The sequence below is a fragment of the Ensifer sp. Root31 genome (genome assembly GCF_001424825.1).
In the GTDB taxonomy this organism is placed as follows: Bacteria; Pseudomonadota; Alphaproteobacteria; order Rhizobiales; family Rhizobiaceae; genus Ensifer; species Ensifer canadensis.
This window is the reverse complement of sequence record NZ_LMCO01000006.1, coordinates 192,602-209,733: the sequence shown is the minus strand read 5'-3', so window position 1 is coordinate 209,733 and position 17,132 is coordinate 192,602. Positions and strand designations below refer to the sequence as shown.

The window sequence follows — 17,132 nt, the reverse complement described above, 5'->3', positions numbered from 1 at the left end:
GTTCATTCTACGGCCCCCACTCTCTTGACGGAAGCAGGCAGCTGCGGAATGGCGCCCCAGAGCTTGCGGGTATAGTCGTGAGCCGGCGCACGGCTGATCTGACGGACGTCGCCGACCTCGACCAGTTCGCCTTTCAGCATCACACCGATGCGATGGCAGAGCTGCGCCATCAGATGCAGGTCGTGGGTGATGAACAGGACAGAGAAGCCATGGGTGCTCTGAAGATCAACGACCTGCTCCAGGATTTCGCGCTGCACCACCACATCGAGCGCCGTCGTCGGCTCGTCCATGATGATCAACTGGGGCCGGAGCGCAAGGCAGATGGCAATGACGATGCGCTGTCGCATGCCGCCGCTGAACTGGTGCGGATAGTCATCGAGCCGGCTGGCCGGGATGCCGACCAGGCGAAACATCTCCTCGGCCCGCGCCCGTGATTGTGCCCGGGTCGCGCCGGTGTGCCGGTGCAGCACGTCATGGAACTGCGCCTCGACCCGCATCAGCGGGTTGAGCGAGTTCATCGCGCTTTGGAACACCATGCCGATGCGCCGCCAGCGTACGTCCTGCAAGGCCGTCTCCGGCATCTGCAGCAGGTTGCGGCCCTCGAGCAGGATTTCGCCGCCGGCCACCCAGGCCGGCGGTTTCGACAGGCGGGTGATCGCGTAGGCAATCGTGCTCTTGCCGCAACCGGACTCGCCGGCAAGTCCGAACAGCTCACCGCGGTTGATGTCGAAGGAAACGTTCCTGACCGCACGAAAGGCGCCGTCGTCGAGCAGGTAATCGACATCGAGATTGCGGACCTGCAGCAGCGGCTCGCTCATCGTCCCACCTCCAGCGCGCGGTTACGCCGCCTGTTGAGCCGCAGCCAACGGCTGAGCGCAGGGCCGGAACGAAGCTGCGGATTGGCAATCTCGTCGAAAGTGAAATTGAGAAGCGCGAGGCCGAGCCCGACCAGCGCGATGCCGGCCGCCGGCGCACCGATATCCCACCAGGCGCCGATGATGATCGCCGACGAGTTCTGGGCGTTGTAGAGCATCGTGCCCCAGGTGACGCGCAGCGGATCGCCGAAGCCGAGATATTCGAGCGTCGTCTGGGCGACGATGGCGTAGATGATGCTGCCGACGACGTTGATGCCGATCAACGGCACGAGGTTGGGCAGGATCTCGACAAAGATCACCCGCCAGTGCGGCTCGCCGACCATGCGGGCGGCAACGACGAATTCGCGGTTGCGCAGCGCCAAAGTCTGCGAGCGGGTCATGCGGGCGCCCCAAGGCCAGGAGGTGAGCGCGATGATCGCCATGATCGCCAGCGGCCCGACCGTGCCGGCGAAGGACGCGAGCAGGATCAGCAGCGGTATGTTGGGAATGACCAGCACGGCGTTGGTCGCGAGATCGAGCGTGGCATCGGTGCGCCCGCCGAAATAGCCGGCCACCAGCCCGACGATCGTGCCGAGTGCTGTGATCGCAAGGCCGGTCGCAAAACCGACGGCGAGCGACGGACGTGCACCCCAGACGAATTGGGAATAGACGTCGCGCCCCATCTTGGTGGTGCCGAAGACATGCTCGACCGTTGGCGGCTGATGCGAGCGCCCGACCCGTTCGCCGGGATCGCCGGGGGCGATCAGCGGCGCCAGAAGCGCCATCAGGCAAAGCGCGACGATGATGGCGAGACCGGCAACGGCCTTCTTCTGCCGCCATAACAATGTAAGACCCGAGGTCATGCGCGCCCCTCCCGGATACGCGGGTCGACGACGCCGTAGAGAATGTCGACAAGCAGGTTTGCCCCGAGCGTGGCCATCGTCATTAACAGCAGCTGCCCCTGGATGACGGGATAGTCGCGCGCGACGCTGGCGGTATAGAGCGTGAGGCCGAGGCCGGGATAATTGAAGACGATTTCGGTCACGATCGATCCGCCGAACACGGCGCCGAGCATCAGCGCGAGGTTGGTCAGCACCGGCAGCATGGCATTGCGGGCGGCATAGCCGAACATGACAGCGGATTCGGACAGCCCCTTGGCGCGACCCATGGTGACATAATCCTCGCCGAGCACGGAGATCATGCTGGAGCGCATGGTCGTCTGGAACTCGCCGATCAGGTAGGGAGAGAGCGTCAGCACCGGCATGATCGCATGCAGAAAGACACTGCCGAAGTAAGTGAAATTGAACCCCGGATCGAGGCTCGGATCGTAGGCATAGCCGACCGGCAGCAGGCGAAGGGTGACGCCGAAGATGAACAGCGTCGCCAGCGCGATGATCACGGGCGGCACAGCGATCATCACCACCGAGAACGGCGAGACGAAGCTGTCGAACCGGCCGCCGCGACGCCAGGCTGCCAAGGCTCCAAGCGAGACCCCGATCGACAGCGAAAAGACGATTGCGGTTACCACCAGGAACGCCGTCCAGCCGGCCGACCGCCCGAGAACCTCGAGCACCGTTTGCGGGTAGTACTTCACCGATACGCCGAGATCGAAATGCGCCAGCCCGACTATGTAGTCGACGAACTGTTGCCACATCGGCTGTTCGATGGCGCCGAACCGCGCCTTGATCGCCTCGATCGCCGCGGGCGTTGCCCGCGGTCCGAGCTGGGCGATCATGCTGTCGACGGGGCTACCCGGCATCAACCGGGGAACCGCAAAGTTCATCACGATCGCAAACAGGAACGCGACGCAGTAGACGGCAAGCCGTCGGCGAGGAAGTCGCATCAGTCAGCCCTTCCCTGAGCCTATTCGGCCGGCTTCAGCCGCAACAGATGCATCAACCGCATGCGGTTGTTGTCGTGATCCTCGGGGTTCATCGCGGGCTCTTCCTTCGAGACCCATCCGGTGAAGCGCTTGGTCGAGAACTGGTACCAGGTCGGACCGTTGAAGACGGGAACGACGGGCAGATTGTCGGCAACGATCAGCTGCACCTGGTCGAACAGCTTCTTGCGGTCCTCGTCCGTCGTCGCCCGGCGATATGCGTCAAACACCTTGTCGAGTTCCGGATTGGAGTAGCGCGAAGGCGCGCTGGTGATCCGTCCGCCGAAGGCGGTCGACAGCGATTGGAAATAGCCGCGGAAGGGGGTCGGCCCGTCGGCGCGCGAATTCATCACGGCCTCGAATGAGCCGTCGAGGATCTGCTTCTGCCATTGCTCGTATTCGGGCGTGGCCACCGAAGCATTGATCCCGATCTTGCGCAGGCCTTCGGTGGCGATCTGGACCGCATCGATCCAGTCGGTCCAGCCGTTGGGGACGATGATCGGGAAGGTGATGGGTTTGCCGCTCGGCGTCGTGCGGAACCCTTCGCCGTCCTTCTTGTAGCCGGCATCGTCGAGCAGCTTGTTGGCCCTGTCGATGTCGTAGGCGAGCCATTCGTCCTGGGCGCCCTCGGCCGCCTTGTTGCGCCAGCTATCAAAGCGAGGCGGCAGGCCGCTCGCATGCGCATTGACGACGGGATAGCCGAAGCCGGCAATGTCGACCATGGAAACGCGATCCATCGCCAGGCTGAAGGCGCGGCGGAAGGTCATGTCGTTGAAGGCTTCGGCGTTGCCGGCATTGGCCGACTTGAGGTTCATCTGGAAGGAAACCGTTTCGGCCGGTGGCTGCCAATAGGCATTGTGCTCCGGGTCGAGGCCGACATAGGTCTTGTCGATCTGCGGCAGGAACGAGCCGAACCAGTCAAGGCCCCCCTCGGGCAGAAGCGCCAGCATCTGGTCATTGCCGGCAATCTGCGGCAGTTTCAGGCAATCGACCTTCAGGGTCGCTGCGTCCCAGTAGTTGGGATTGCGGCATTGCTCGTAGACCTGCGGCGTGAAGCGGCGGATCTCGGTCATCGGGCCGGAACCAACAGGCTTCTCGTTCTTGAAGGCGAGCGGATCGGCAACATCCTTCCAGATATGCTCGGGCACGACAGGAAAGTCGGCGAGCGATTCCGGGAAATGTGTATCGACGCCCTTGAGGTTGATCTTGACCTCCGTGGGCGACACCGCCTCGACCGAAGCGACACTCTCGCCGACGCCGACGATGTCGACCGCCGGGTTCTTGAGCATCAGTTCGAGGGTGAATTTCATGTCGGCCGATGTCAGCGGCTTGCCATCCGACCACTTGACGCCATCGCGCAGCGTATAGGTGATCGACTTCAGATCGTCGGCAAACTTGTAGCCGGTTGCCAGCCGCCAGACCGGCTTGCCGCTGTCATAGTCGTTGAAGATCACGAGCGGCTCATAGACGAAGTCCATGGTGCTTTGGCGCCGCCCGCCGAGGTCGAACGGGTTGAAGTTCTGCACCCAGCTCGTCTGCTCTTCGATATGCATGGTCAGAACGGACTCGGCCTGCGCCTGGCCCGCTGCAAGCATGGCGAATGACGCGGCCATGACCCCGCCGAACACCCTTGCCGAAACTCTGCTGATGATGTTTCCGGTCCCCGTTACAATTGGTCTGGACCGCATTTCCTCGACTGCCGGCATGACGAACTCCCCTCCAGGTTTCGATGACGCATTTAATAAGTCAAGTAATTTGACTTAATGATATGTCCAGGATTGAACGCGTGTCAATCTGCGTCTTTTCGCTACGACTAAGGATGAAGAAGCGGTCGAGGACAGGCATCATTGCTGAGGCTTCGATCGCCGGCGGCGCGGATGCCAATGGCTGGAAGCCGGCTCAATGAAGGCATCGCAGCCATCAAGATCTCTGCGATTGCAGCGACTTGGGGGTACGGCAAACGGGACTGTCGAGCGCGAGCTGCAGCCGACCGGGTCGCTGTTCGTCGGATATCGGTTCTGATCGAAGGGCGATGGCTCACAGGTATGGTCGCCACGTCATGGCGGCCTCTGGCGTTCCTGATTTCGTCGTCGTGAAGACGCCCGCAGCCCGGCGTACCGTGAGCCCGCACTATGATGCGGGCCCGATGCCGGGATGCTTATGCCGCCGCCTGCCTACCGAGTTGCTCAAGGCTCGCCTCGACGATATCGAACATCTCGTCGATCTCGGCGGCGGTGATGATCATCGGCGGGCAGAAGGCGATGGAATCGCCGATGTTGCGGCAGATCAGGCCGTTCCTCTGCAGGATCGCACCAACCCGCGCGCCCGTTGCGCCTGCGGCCGCCCCATCCGCCGCCTCGAGTTCGAGCGCACCGATGAGGCCGACGCCGCGCGCTTCGACAGCCAGCGGATGCCGTTCGAGCGCATTGAGCCGACCGAGGAAATGCGGCGCAAGACGGCGGACATTGCCGACCAGGTCCTTCTCCTCGATGATCGCCAGGTTTTCGAGCGAGACTGCAGCGGCGACCGGATGGCCGCTGGCGGTAAATCCATGCCCGAGCGCACCGATCCGATCTGCCTCATTGGCGATCGGCTCGTAGACGTTGTCGTTGATCATGAGAGCCGCGATCGGCTGATAGGACGATGACAGCTGCTTGGAGAGCGTCATGATATCCGGCCGCATGCCGAAGGTCTCGGATCCGAACATGTTGCCGGTGCGCCCGAAACCGCAGATCACCTCGTCGGCAATCAGCAGGATATCGTATTTCCGCAGCACGTCCTGGATGGCCGCCCAATAGCCCTCCGGCGGAACGATGACGCCGCCGGCCCCCATAACCGGCTCGCCGATGAAGGCGGCGATCGTCTCCGGCCCCTCCTCGAGGATGAGCGCCTCCAGCTCTTCTGCACAGCAGCGCGAAAAGGCAAGCTCATCCTGCCCCGGCTCCGCACCGGTGCGATAATGCGGGCAGGTCGTGTGCAGGATGTTGGGAAACGGCAGATCGAACGATCGATGGTTGTTGGGGAGGCCCGTCAGGCTGGCGCTCAGCGCCGTCACGCCGTGGTAACCCTTGATGCGCGAGATGATCTTTTTCTTTTCCGGTTTGCCTAGCGCGTTGGAGCGATACCAGACCAGCTTGATCGCTGTATCGTTCGCCTCGGATCCGGAGTTGGCGAAGTAAACCTTGGACATCGGCACCGGCGCCATGCCGACCAGCTTCTCCGCCAGATCCGCCACCGGCCCGTGCGATTTCTGCGAGAAGGTATGATAGTAGGGTAGCCTCGCCATCTGGCTGCGCGCGGCTTCGACCAGCCGTTTCTCGCCGAAGCCGACGGCCACGCTCCAAAGCCCGGCCATGCCCTCGATATAGCGCTTGCCGCTGTTGTCGAAGACGTGGATGCCCTCGCCGCGGTCGATGATCAGCGGCCCTTCCCGCTCCAGCTTGCGCGGATTGGTGTAGGAATGGAGATGGTAGGCCATGTCCCGCGCTTCGGTGGAATTAGGCTGTGCGGTCATCGGCGTCTCCCGTTTTGATGCATGATCACTCTGGTGCGTGGTTACAAGGCGATATCATAGGTCAGCCAATCCGTTCTGGTGGCCAGCTGATCATAAAGGCCGCGAGCCCGGTAGTTGTTGTCGCGCGTGATCCAGCGGATGACGGACCAGCCGCGCTCTCGCCCGATATCGGCAACGGCGCGGATCAGCGCCGGTGCTGCGCCGCTGCCGCGCGCCTCGGGCGCAACGAAGAGATCGTCGAGAAAACCCCCGCGCGCCGCCATCAGCGGCCGGATATATTCGCGAAAATGGGTCAACCCGATCGGGCGACCCGAGCCATCGAGCGCCAGCCGGCATTCGAGCTGGCCGTCGCGGATCCAGCCCCAGACCCGATCCCGCATCTCGTCGGTCTGATCAACCCCGTAGAAGGCGGCAAATCCCGCATGAAGCTCGTTCCATGCGGACCTATCGGCCTCAGCGGCCGCAACGATCGTAACACCCGCCATGACATCCCCCCGTATTCGGGTAGGCGAACCGCCCACCCACCAAGCATTTGCGTTGCTACTGCCAGGCAGCCACTGAGCGTTTGCGATACATGTTGCGAAACTGTTCGGTGGAGACGGGTAGCAGATCGCCCGTATCCCAGTCGAGGATCACGGCATAGCGGCGCACCGCGTCGAGCGCATTGATTTCCCCCGCCTTGAACTTTGCCGAGACCTCGGCCGGATCTGCGCCCAGCCAACCCAACCGGTCTGCCCGGATCTGTCGCCGCAGTTCGGCCGTCGCGGTGGCATCGATCTCGTAGGCGCAGATTTCCGGATCGACGGGATCGATGACGACGCCATAATCCTTCGCCGCCCGCTCGACCGAGACGTAGTCGTCGATGACATCGGCCAGCACCCGTTGCGGATCGCGCTCGAGCGGATCGCCGAAGCCGCCGCCGCCCGCGGTCGGGCGCGAGAAGACGTCCCCCGCCTCGATTGCCACATCGGAGAAAGTAGCGCCGAGCCATTCCGTCTTGCCGGTCTTTTCACGGGTCAGCGTTAGCCCGTGCGGCATCGACGGCAGCCCGCCCTCGATGCCCCAAACGATGGCGCGCTCGCGGTCGCAGATATAGGAAATGACGGTATTTTCGGCTTCGAGCATGCGGGAAGTCTTGAGCACACCGGCACCGCCGCGCCACTTTCCGGGGCCGGCAGAATCCGTCAGCACCTCGAACTCGGTGGTCAGGATCGGATTTGCCCGTTCCTGTCCCTCGACCGGCTGGGCCATCAGGCCGGTTCCGAAGCAGGCCGTCGTCACATTGCAGCCGTCCATGCCGTTGCGCCCGCCCCAACCGCCGGGAAGCCAGTCGTAGAACATGAAGATCGGCTTTTCCGCGGCGCGTGCATCACGCCCGCCGGTCAGCAGGTATTCGAGGTTGAAGGCACAGGCGATGGCGCGCTCCGGGATGATCTTCGACCAGATCTCGTAGATCGCGTTCATGATCTTCTCGAAGGGCATGAGGAAGCCGGTGACGGCCACCGGCCACTTCGCATCGACGATCGAGCCTTCGGGCGCGATGATTTCGAACACCCGGTAGAAGCCGCTGTTGAGCGGCAGGTCGGGGAAGAAGGTCTTCATCCCCGCGGCGACCGCCGAGAAGGTCGCGCCGAAGGCGGAATTGTAGATCGAGCCGATGGTCGGGTGGCTGCCGGTGAAGTCGTAGATCGCCCGGTCACCCCTAATCGTCAGCTTGACCTTGATCGGGATCATGCCCTCGTTGCCCGCCGGATCACGGTCGATGAAGTCCTGCGTTTCCCATTCGCCGTCCGGCAGTGCGGCGATCCGCTGGCGCATGGCGCGCTCGACATAGTCCTGCACGGCGCCGAGCCCCTGTTTCACCGTGCCCTCGCCGTATTTGCCGACCAGCCGCAGGATCTCGCGCTCGCAGACCTGGGTCGCCTGCGCCTGGGCATGGATGTCGCCGATGATCGAGGCGGGGTCGCGGGTGTTGGAAGCGATGAGGTGGGCGACATCCTTGCAGAACCGCCCCTTGTCGAACAGGCGGATCGGGGTGATGCGCATCCCCTCCCTGAACATCTCCTTGGCGGCGACATCAAAGGAGCCTGGGACGCTGCCGCCGAGATCCGACCAGTGTCCGTTCGACTGGCTGAAGGCGATGATCCTGCCGTCGACGAAGATCGGCCGGATCAGCCGGACGTCGTTGAAATGCGTGCCGCCGGCATAGGGATCGTTGATGGCGTAGACGTCGCCGGGATGCATGTCGCCATCGAAGGCGCGGATGACGTCCTTGCAGGTGAAATGCAGGGTGCCGACATGCACCGCGATGTCTTGGTTGCCCTGAGCGGCCGAATTGCCTTCGGCATCGTGAAGGGCACTGGAGAAGTCGCGGTTGTAGATGACAAAGGAATAGCAGGTTCTCAGGATCTGCTCGGCCATCTGATCGACGCTGGTGATGAAGGAGTTCTTCAGGACCTCGAAGGTCACCGGGTCAAGGTTTTGCTGTTCAGACATTCGCTTCACCTTCGATGCGGATGATGATGTTGAGATAGGTGTCCACTTCCGCGGTCGTTCCCGGCGGGACGACGACGGTCGAATCGAGTTGCTCGACGATGGCAGGGCCCTTGAAGACGAACCCTGCGGGCAAGGTTTCGCGATCGTAGACGGGCGTATTGAGCGCGGCCTCGGCTTCAAACCATACGCTCCGCCGCGTCTTCGGCTCGGGGATCACTCCCGTCGGCTCGTGGCGTGCCAGCGACGCCTTCGGCACCATGCCGACGGCCTTCAAGTTGATGCGGAACAGGCTGACCGGCGTTTCGTCGCGACGGAAATTGTATTCGCGCTGATGCTCACGGTGGAAGGCTTCGACCAGCGGCGCGATGTCGGTGACCGGCGCTGGTGCGGTGACGGAGAGCGAACGCCACTGCCCGAGATACATCATGTCGATGCTGCGCTGGAGCACCACGTCCTTAGCCGCGACACCTTCATGGGCAAGCCGCTCCGATGCTTCCTGTTCGAGGCGGAGGAAGGCCTCTTCGATCGCCGTTGCGTCGGCGTCGGCGGCCGCCTTCAGGTAGCTTTCGGAAAAATCGTGCTGCATGTCGACGAGCAGGCAGCCGAGCGCCGAAGTGACGCCGGGGTTCGGCGGAACGATGACCGCGGGGATCGACAGTTCGCGAGCGATCGCCGCGCCATGCAGGGCTCCGGCACCGCCGAAGGCGACGAGCGCAAAATCGCGTGGATCGTACCCACGGCTGATCGAGATCAGCCGCACCGCGTCCGACATATTAGCATTGGCAACACGGATGATCGCATCGGCGGCCGCATGCGGCTCTAGCCCGAACGGCTCGGCGACCCCTTCGCGGACGGCCTCGAGGGCAAGGTTCGCGTCAAGCGTGATCTTGCCGCCGGCAAGGCTGGTACCGAGGCGACCGAGCACGACATTGGCGTCGGTGTTGGTCGGCTGGCGGTTGCCCTTGGCGTAGCAGGCAGGGCCCGGACTGGCGCCGGCCGATTGCGGACCGTTGCGCAGCGATCCCGCCTCGTCGGTCCAGGCGAGCGACCCGCCGCCGGCACCGATCGTCAGAACCTCGATCGAGGAGAAGCGGATCGGATAGCCGAATTCGATGAACCAGTCCTTGGTGATGCGCGACTGGCCGTCATAGGCGAGCGACACGTCGGTCGATGTGCCGCCCATGTCGAGCCCGATCGAATTGCGGAAGCCGCAGAGCTCGGCGATGTATTTGCTGGCGATAGCACCGGCAGCAATGCCGGAACCGGCAAGCCGTGCGGCAAAGTCCTCGACGCTCTTCGGGGTCATTACCCCACCGCCTGTGTGCAAAAGCAGAAGATCGCGTTCATAGCCTTCCTGCTGCAGCCGCTTGCCGAGCCGCGATGTATAGTCGACGACAACGGGGCTTAACGCCGCATTGGCGACGGTCGTGGAGAACCGCTCATGCTCGAAGATCTCGGGCAGGACTTCCGACGAGGTCGACACCGGCACGCCGGGCATCACCTCCATCAAGATTTCCTTCATGCGGCGCTCGTTGGCGCCGTTCATGAAGGCGTTCATGAAGCAGACGGCGACGGCCGCGACATTGCGGCGCTTGAGAATGCGTGCGACCTCCCGGGCCTCGTCTTCGTCGAGCGTGGCGACGATCCCGCCCTGCGCGTCGACACGCTCCGTCACCACCAACCGGTCGCGCCGCGGCACATAGGGCGGCACTACGTCCTTGTAGGTATCCCAGAGGTCTTCCTTGTTGGCGCGGCGGATCTCGATGACGTCGCGGAAACCTCTCGTGCAAACCATCGCCGTGCGCGGCAGGCGCCGCGTGATCAGGGCGTTGGTGGCAACGGTGGTGCCATGCGAAAACAGCGCCACCTTCGACAGGTCGATGCCGGCTTTTTCGACGCCAGACATGATCCCGTCGATCGGATCGGCGGAGGACGACGTCTTTTCGACCCGGATCCGGCCCGTGGTCTCGTCCATGATGCAGATGTCGGTAAAGGTGCCACCGACATCGACCGCAACTCGAAGGTTCTGCAAAATCCGTCTCCTGTCTTTCATCCGTTTAAAAGCGGGCATCCGTTGAAAATCGGGCAAGGCTTCGCCCTTCGCCCGGTCGGGCGTGCGACCGCTCACGTCCGTCTGGGGTTTGTCGCCGTCCGGCTCAGCCGGGGCTGCTCGGGCTCGTCAGATGGGAGCGCTCGCGCGCTTCGCTCGGGCTGTAGCCGAAATGCGCCTTGAAGTGGCGGCTCAACTGCGCGTGGTCGCTGAAGCCGAGTGCATAGGCGATTTCCGAAACCAGCTTGCGGCAGGTGGGATCGCGCAGCATCTCGTCGCAGCGCAGAAGCCGCTGGACCCGGATCCAATGGCACACGGACGTGCCCTGCCTCTTCATCAGTTGGTGCAGGTAGCGCACCGAGATGCCGCAGGCATCGGCGATCACCTGCGGACCGAGATCGGCCCGGGCGAGATTGGCGCGAATGTAGCTCTCGACGCGATGCAGGTGGCCGACCTGAACCGAGCCTGCGTCCGACGTCAGCATGCGTTCGTCGGAGATCAGCGACATCGCGAGGATATCGACCAGGTGCTTGCCGGTCATGTCGCGGGCGGGCGCATCCATCTCGACAAGCCGCGGCGCAACAAGCCGGATCATGTCGACGAACAATGCGCCGGTGCCACGGGTGGAATCGAAGCTGAGCGACGCGATACGTTCGGGAAGGCCGACACGCGGACGCAGCGTGGCAATCGGCACCTTCAGCACCCAGAGCGTGTTCTTGGCCGTATAGCTGAATTCGTACGGCAGATGGCTGCGCTCGACGAGGAAGGCCCCCGGCTTGCAGCGCACTGCCTTACCGGCCTGCTCGAAGCTGATCTCCGCCGTCTCCGGCACGGTGATCAGATAGCTTTCTTCGCGCTCATGCAGCAGGTGCCGTTTCTGTCGGCGATAGAGCAGCCCGTCGGATTCAAGCCGCGACAGCGATACCGCGCCGAGATCCCAGACGTTCAACTCGCCGGAAAACTCCGCCGAGTTCTGGAAGCGCAGATCGAGCGGGAAGTAGGTGCTCGATACCGCCTCGTCCCAATAGCGCTTGCGCTCGAACGCAACCGTGCCTGCCGTGGAATAACTCACGTCCATGCGAAGCTCCCATCCAGTCCGCCGTCCGTCTGCTTCAGCTGTTCCCGTGTTGCCAAGGCGACGGCCGATCGCGGCCTATTCTTCCTGACCGGCTGCCTTGAATGTCGCGGCCTCTTCAGGGCCTTTGCGACCGGCGTTTCCGGAAGGTCGTCAAGCAGTAGACTATCTCTTTCCCGCCCCGGCTAGTCGCAAAGTGCGCTCGCTCTTGTCGGTAGGCGTAGTTTCCGAGCGACCTGCCCCTCAATCGGCACGAACGATTGCCTCGGCCGCAAGCGCCATCGACAACAGATGCGCATCGTGATGCGGCTGGGCGGAAAGCAGCAGGCCGACCGGCATACCGGCGGCGCCAATGCCGCACGGTAGAGAGACGCCGCACCAGTCAAGGAAATTGCCGATCGAGGTGTTGCGCAGGGTCCGGGCGTTGGTTTCGACGAACAGGGCGTCGTCATTGAGAAGCGGCGCCGTGGGTGGCGCCACATGGGCAACGGTGGGATAAGCGACAAGCTCGTTCGACCCAATATGGGCGGCGATCTCGGCGATCAGCGCCTCCCGCGTGTTTAGCGTCTCGACATAATCGGAGAGGCTTATGTTTTGCCCGAGCCGGGCCCGTGCCACGACGCGCTGGTCCATCGATGCCGCCTGCGACCCTTCGAGCCGGTCGCGATGGAGCGCGAAGGCCTCGGCCGTGACCAGCGGTCCGTGCCGCGCCATGGTCTCGAAAATGCGCTCGAATGCCGGAAACGGCTGGCGGCGCACACGGGCACCTGCCCGTTGCAACCGGTCGAGTGCTGCCTCGAAGGCCGAAACGACACCGTCTTCCGCACCGTCGAAAACCACCGTTGTCGGCACCATGAGCGACAGGCCGTCGAGACTGCCCCGCCGGATTTCCGGCGCGGGCAGACCTCGCATCGCCGCATCGACCCAGACGGCGTCCTGCACCGTCCGGCAGAGGGGACCGAGCGAATCGAGGCTCTTGGCGAGCGGAAAGACGCCACGCATGGAATAGCGGCCGCGCGTCGCCTTGTAGCCGACGATACCGTTGAAGGCGGCCGGAATGCGGATGGATCCGCCCGTATCCGTGCCGATCGAAACCGGCACGAGGTCGGCGGCTACGGCGGCACCGGAGCCGGAGGACGAACCGCCCGGCAGGCGGTCGACATCGCGCGCCCGCGGATTGCGCGGCGTGCCGTAATGCGGGTTGATGCCGAGCCCGGAGAAGGCAAATTCGCTCATGTTGACGCGACCAACGCTGACCATGCCGGCATGGCCGAGCGCGGTCACCATCGCCGCGTCCTCTTGTGCCGCCGGCGCGTCCTTCAGCACCACCGATCCCGCCGTCGTCGCCACGCCTTTGATGGCAAACAGGTCTTTCCACGCAACGGGAATTCCGTCGAGCAACCCAAATGAACGGCCGGCGGCGATGCGCCGGGCGGAGGCCTCCGCCTCCCGCATCGCCCGCTCCGGCAGGATCGTGGTGAAGATCGCTTGGTCGTCGTGACTGCGGATCCGCTCAAGCGTCCAGCGTGTCAGCTCACGCGGATCGAGCGCACCGGACTGCAGCAGCACTGACAGCTGCGCGATCGACCGTCCACTGAAGTCCTGCGTCATCCCGTTTCCCTCTATCGTTCGACCAGCTGCATCCAGCGGCGAACCAGATAATTGTGCTCGTCCATGGTGGTATTCCAGACCGCGATGCAGTTGGCACGCTGCCAGTAGGAGCCGCCGCTCCTGACCGATCCTGCCCGAATGCGTATGGTGCCGTCCGGGCCCGGCAGGTCGCATGCCGCCGGCAGACCGCCGTACCAGTAGTCCCATTCGGCCACCGACATGAATTGCCGCGAACGCTCCGGCGTCGAGATGTAGTAGCCTTGCCGCGCCACGACCGAGCCCGGCCAGCCGGATATCCACCAGTTGAGATACTCATAGGCGACGTCGCGCATGCGGCCCGACAGATGGCGTGCGAGACACAGGCCGCCATGCCAGGCACGATATCCCTCAGCCGGCACCGCCTGTTCCACCGGAACGCCCTGGCCGTTGAGGATGCTGATGCCCGTCGACCACATGCTCTGGATATCGGTCTCGCCGCGCACCATCAGCCGCGCTGCATCCTCGGCCGTCCGCCAGAAGGCGCGGAAATAGCCGTTCTTCTTGCGCTCCTCAAGCAGACCGATCAGCCGGTCGATCTCGTCAACAGTCATGGCGCCGATATTGTCGAACGACATCAGGCCGGATGCCTGCGCGGCAAGGGCTGCATCGAAGATACCGATCGCCGGCTCGTCGACAAGCGCCGCGCGTCCGGCCCAGCGCTCGTCGAGCAGCGCCGCCCAGCTGTTCATCGAAACCATATTGGGGGCAACGTCGGTCCTGTAGGCGAAGCTGTCGAAATTATGCGTCGTCGGCAGCATCGAGATCGTGCTCGACGGCGTGTCGCCCAGTTCGAGATTGGGCTGCACGAACAGCTTCTTTACCGGCGCATCCCCCTGCCCCAGCCTGGCATTCGGGCCGATATGGCCGGTCTTCGTCAGATCGTTGATCTCGTCCCAGAGCGCGATGCGGCCAATCTCGATCGGCTGGATCGCCCGCCAGTACCAGACGATATCCAGATTATGGAAACACTGGTCGTAGATGTCGTAACTATCCGGCTCCTGCGCCGCCTTGTGCTGAGTGGTCAGGAAGTCGTTGTTGTCGAATACGACCTCGATGCCGAGATCGGCCTCGGCGCGAACCCGCAACTCCTCGAGCAGAGAAATCGCCGTGCCAAGCACGCGCAGGCGTGGGCGACCGGAGAGATGGAGGGATGGCGTCGCCATCGTCGCTTGGTCAGGCAGGTGCTTGTTCATGAAGACGACTGACGTTCCTGAAGACTGCGTTTCGGGACGGCCGCATCCTCGACGGAGGACCGGTCGAGGGCAAAAGCCTCGAACGACCGTTTCAGCAGTTCGACATCCAGACCGTCAACAATAAACACGATGCGCGAGCGGCGATCTTCGTCCGGCCAGCGCTCCATATGAACAGGCGTGTGGACCAAATGCTGAACGCCATGAATGGCGACAGGGCGCTCCTCGCCTGCGATGTTGAGAATGCCCTTCACCCGCAGCACCTTCTCGCCGTGACGGTTGAGCAGCATTGTCAGCCAGAGGCCGAAAGCCGTCCAGTCGATGGCGCGCTCCACGGTCATGACGAAGGAGGTCACCGCGGACTGGTGCACGGAGCCTTCCGCAGTTGCCAATTGAACCGGCGCCTCGCAATAGAAACCGCTGGTCGATTGCAGCGCGGCGGCGCGCAGGCCGAGGTTCTCGTCGACAAGCTCGGCAACGGCGAAGGACAGATCGGTCGCCATCAGCAGCGGCGCGTCCGGATTGATGTTGCGCAATTTCTCGACAAGACGGGCGACATCGGCCGGCAGCGCCAGATCGGCCTTGGTGACGACCAGCCGGTCTGCAACAGCAGCCTGCCGGTTGGATTCGACATAGGTGCCGAGTTGGCCGAGCCCGTTGACGGCATCGACGGTGGTGATGACGTTGCCCGGGCGGAAATGGTGGCGCAGCACCGGGTCGGATTTGATCGTCGACAGCACCGGGAACGGATCGGCAAGCCCGGTGCTTTCGACGACGATGCGGCGGAAAGGTGGAACCAGCCCGCGCTCCCGCTTCGAATGCAGATCCTTGATGGCATCGGCAAGCTCGCCGCGCACCGTGCAGCAGAGACAGCCCGATTGTAAGAGCACCATGGTATCGTCGATGCGCTCGACAAGATGATGGTCGAGCCCGACCTCTCCGAATTCGTTGATGAGGACCGCTGCATCCGAAAGAGCCGGATCGGCGAGCAGTCGCGCAAGCAGAGTCGTCTTGCCGGAGCCGAGGAAGCCCGTGAGCAGGTTGATCGGGGTCAGCAGCGGGATCTGCGGCTCAGTCATCGATCGCGGCCTCAGCAGCAGTAACCAGGGCCACATCGAGCGGATCGCAGGGACGGCCGCAAAGCCGTTCGGCGGCCGGCCAGAGATGACCGAGATCCTCGATGATCTCAGTCTTGCCCGTCCGTGTGGACAACACGAAGGACGCGCCCTGCCAATCGGAGATGGTCAGACCGAAGCGCGCCAGCATTGCATTGGCGATGCGCACCCGGTTGGCGCGCTCGCGCCTTCGATCGATGCGCTCGACATTGCGGGTATAGACGCCTGGCCGCGCCACCGCATCGGCCCAGTGTTCGTTGCCTCCAAGGACGCCGCAGAGAGAGCACATCGTTTGATCCAATCGGTGTAAAAAGCGGGGACGGCGCTCGGACCGCCCCCGTCAGTCGCTCACTTCTTGCGCGGGAAGCGCTTGGCGAAATCGTCGGCGATCTCGTTCATGGTCACGAACTTCACGCCCGGATGCTTGATCATGTGGGCATAGAGCCGCTCCAGCATCATCAGCACCTGCGGCCGCCCGGCAACATCAGGATGGATCGTAATCGGAAACATCGCATAGTCCATCTCGCGATAGACCCAGTCGAACTGATCACGCCACATCTGCTCGATGTCGCGCGGATTGACGAAGCCGTGGCTGTTCGGGGCCTTCTTCATGAACATCATCGGCGGCAGGTCATCGAGATACCAGGAGGCCGGAATTTCGATGAGATCGGTCTCCTTGCCGCGCTGCAGCGGCACCATCCATTCGGACGGCTTCTTGGAGTAGTCGATCTTCGTCCACTTGTCGCCGACGCGGACATAATAGGGCGTGAAGTCGTCATGCATCAGCGAGTGATCGTACTTGATCCCGCGTTCCAGCAGCAGCTCGTTGGTGACGTTGGAGAACTCCCACCATGGCGCGACATAGCCGGTCGGGCGCTTGCCCGAGAGCTTGGTGACGAGATCGATGCTCTTGTCGAGGACTTCGGTCTCCTGCTCGCGCGTCATGGCGATCGGGTTTTCATGGGTGTAGCCGTGAATGCCGATTTCGTGGCCGGCGTCCGCCACAGCCTGCATCTGTTCCGGGAACGTCTCGATCGAGTGGCCGGGAATGAACCAGGTGGTCTTGATGCCGAAGCGTTCGAACAGTTTCAACAGTCGCGGGCTGCCGACCTCGCCGGCAAAAAGGCCGCGCGAGATATCGTCGGGCGAATCCTCGCCCCCGTAGGACCCGAGCCAGCCGGCGACCGCGTCGACGTCGACGCCGAAGCTGCAGAGGATTTCCTTGGCCATGGTATGTCTCCTTCGTGTTTTCTCTTCTCGTAAGTCAGAGCGGGATGCGGGCGGAAAACCGCACACATTGTTCCTCATC

Annotated in this window: 14 protein-coding genes; all 14 read right to left on the bottom strand. The window is 63.3% G+C overall.

The window, feature by feature from the left end; genetic code table 11:
• Positions 1–2: 2 nt before the first annotated feature.
• The 14 genes from ASD00_RS07870 to ASD00_RS07805 all read right to left on the bottom strand — a co-directional run bounded on the left by ASD00_RS07870 (position 3) and on the right by ASD00_RS07805 (position 17,053).
• Positions 3–818, bottom strand: a complete 816-nt coding sequence (locus ASD00_RS07870) for an ABC transporter ATP-binding protein (protein ID WP_025429676.1) — start codon at positions 816–818, stop codon at positions 3–5.
• Positions 815–1,717, bottom strand: coding sequence for an ABC transporter permease (locus tag ASD00_RS07865; RefSeq protein ID WP_025429675.1), 903 nt, complete (start codon positions 1,715–1,717; stop codon positions 815–817). Before ASD00_RS07865 ends, ASD00_RS07870 begins: the two co-directional genes overlap by 4 nt.
• Positions 1,714–2,697 carry an ABC transporter permease gene (locus ASD00_RS07860; protein WP_025429674.1) on the bottom strand — a complete coding sequence of 328 codons (984 nt, stop codon included), beginning with the start codon at positions 2,695–2,697 and terminating at the stop codon, positions 1,714–1,716. Before ASD00_RS07860 ends, ASD00_RS07865 begins: the two co-directional genes overlap by 4 nt.
• Before the next feature lie 20 nt (positions 2,698–2,717).
• A complete protein-coding gene (locus ASD00_RS07855; protein ID WP_244494183.1) occupies positions 2,718–4,346 on the bottom strand; it encodes an ABC transporter substrate-binding protein in 1,629 nt (542 codons plus the stop codon).
• A gap of 545 nt (positions 4,347–4,891) precedes the next feature.
• Positions 4,892–6,247 (bottom strand): aspartate aminotransferase family protein, encoded by a 1,356-nt coding sequence (locus ASD00_RS07850; RefSeq protein WP_025429672.1) that lies wholly within the window; start codon positions 6,245–6,247, stop codon positions 4,892–4,894.
• A 41-nt stretch (positions 6,248–6,288) separates the two neighbouring features.
• On the bottom strand, positions 6,289–6,732 hold the full coding sequence (locus ASD00_RS07845) for a GNAT family N-acetyltransferase (protein ID WP_057205874.1): 444 nt from the start codon (positions 6,730–6,732) through the stop codon (positions 6,289–6,291).
• A 55-nt stretch (positions 6,733–6,787) separates the two neighbouring features.
• The gene (locus ASD00_RS07840; protein WP_057205873.1) at positions 6,788–8,743 is read right to left on the bottom strand and encodes a hydantoinase B/oxoprolinase family protein; all 1,956 of its coding nucleotides are present in this window, start codon (positions 8,741–8,743) and stop codon (positions 6,788–6,790) included.
• Positions 8,736–10,775, bottom strand: coding sequence for a hydantoinase/oxoprolinase family protein (locus tag ASD00_RS07835; RefSeq protein ID WP_057205871.1), 2,040 nt, complete (start codon positions 10,773–10,775; stop codon positions 8,736–8,738). Before ASD00_RS07835 ends, ASD00_RS07840 begins: the two co-directional genes overlap by 8 nt.
• Before the next feature lie 124 nt (positions 10,776–10,899).
• Positions 10,900–11,871, bottom strand: coding sequence for a helix-turn-helix domain-containing protein (locus tag ASD00_RS07830; protein ID WP_057205869.1), 972 nt, complete (start codon positions 11,869–11,871; stop codon positions 10,900–10,902).
• A gap of 240 nt (positions 11,872–12,111) precedes the next feature.
• Positions 12,112–13,479 carry an amidase gene (locus tag ASD00_RS07825; protein WP_057205867.1) on the bottom strand — a complete coding sequence of 456 codons (1,368 nt, stop codon included), beginning with the start codon at positions 13,477–13,479 and terminating at the stop codon, positions 12,112–12,114.
• 11 nt (positions 13,480–13,490) lie between these two features.
• Positions 13,491–14,711, bottom strand: a complete 1,221-nt coding sequence (locus tag ASD00_RS07820; RefSeq protein ID WP_057205865.1) for an extracellular solute-binding protein — start codon at positions 14,709–14,711, stop codon at positions 13,491–13,493.
• Positions 14,708–15,787: a GTP-binding protein gene (locus ASD00_RS07815; RefSeq protein WP_057205863.1), complete on the bottom strand. Its 1,080-nt coding sequence runs from the start codon at positions 15,785–15,787 to the stop codon at positions 14,708–14,710. Before ASD00_RS07815 ends, ASD00_RS07820 begins: the two co-directional genes overlap by 4 nt.
• Complete coding sequence (locus tag ASD00_RS07810; protein WP_025429664.1) at positions 15,780–16,112, bottom strand: hypothetical protein; 333 nt, start codon at positions 16,110–16,112, stop codon at positions 15,780–15,782. Before ASD00_RS07810 ends, ASD00_RS07815 begins: the two co-directional genes overlap by 8 nt.
• A 59-nt stretch (positions 16,113–16,171) precedes the next feature.
• Positions 16,172–17,053: a polysaccharide deacetylase gene (locus ASD00_RS07805; RefSeq protein ID WP_057205861.1), complete on the bottom strand. Its 882-nt coding sequence runs from the start codon at positions 17,051–17,053 to the stop codon at positions 16,172–16,174.
• Between the last annotated feature and the right edge of the window lie 79 nt (positions 17,054–17,132).

Excerpts from the sequence above, each read along its gene's own strand:
- ASD00_RS07855 (WP_244494183.1), bottom strand. The coding sequence starts at position 4,346 with ATGGCCGCGTCATTCGCCATGCTTGCAGCGGGCCAGGCGCAGGCCGAG.
- ASD00_RS07860 (WP_025429674.1), bottom strand. The coding sequence starts at position 2,697 with ATGCGACTTCCTCGCCGACGGCTTGCCGTCTACTGCGTCGCGTTCCTG.
- ASD00_RS07820 (WP_057205865.1), bottom strand. The coding sequence starts at position 14,711 with ATGAACAAGCACCTGCCTGACCAAGCGACGATGGCGACGCCATCCCTC.
- ASD00_RS07830 (WP_057205869.1), bottom strand. The coding sequence starts at position 11,871 with ATGGACGTGAGTTATTCCACGGCAGGCACGGTTGCGTTCGAGCGCAAG.
- ASD00_RS07805 (WP_057205861.1), bottom strand. The coding sequence starts at position 17,053 with ATGGCCAAGGAAATCCTCTGCAGCTTCGGCGTCGACGTCGACGCGGTC.
- ASD00_RS07810 (WP_025429664.1), bottom strand. The coding sequence starts at position 16,112 with ATGTGCTCTCTCTGCGGCGTCCTTGGAGGCAACGAACACTGGGCCGAT.
- ASD00_RS07850 (WP_025429672.1), bottom strand. The coding sequence starts at position 6,247 with ATGACCGCACAGCCTAATTCCACCGAAGCGCGGGACATGGCCTACCAT.
- ASD00_RS07845 (WP_057205874.1), bottom strand. The coding sequence starts at position 6,732 with ATGGCGGGTGTTACGATCGTTGCGGCCGCTGAGGCCGATAGGTCCGCA.
- ASD00_RS07870 (WP_025429676.1), bottom strand. The coding sequence starts at position 818 with ATGAGCGAGCCGCTGCTGCAGGTCCGCAATCTCGATGTCGATTACCTG.
- ASD00_RS07825 (WP_057205867.1), bottom strand. The coding sequence starts at position 13,479 with ATGACGCAGGACTTCAGTGGACGGTCGATCGCGCAGCTGTCAGTGCTG.
- ASD00_RS07815 (WP_057205863.1), bottom strand. The coding sequence starts at position 15,787 with ATGACTGAGCCGCAGATCCCGCTGCTGACCCCGATCAACCTGCTCACG.
- ASD00_RS07865 (WP_025429675.1), bottom strand. The coding sequence starts at position 1,717 with ATGACCTCGGGTCTTACATTGTTATGGCGGCAGAAGAAGGCCGTTGCC.
- ASD00_RS07840 (WP_057205873.1), bottom strand. The coding sequence starts at position 8,743 with ATGTCTGAACAGCAAAACCTTGACCCGGTGACCTTCGAGGTCCTGAAG.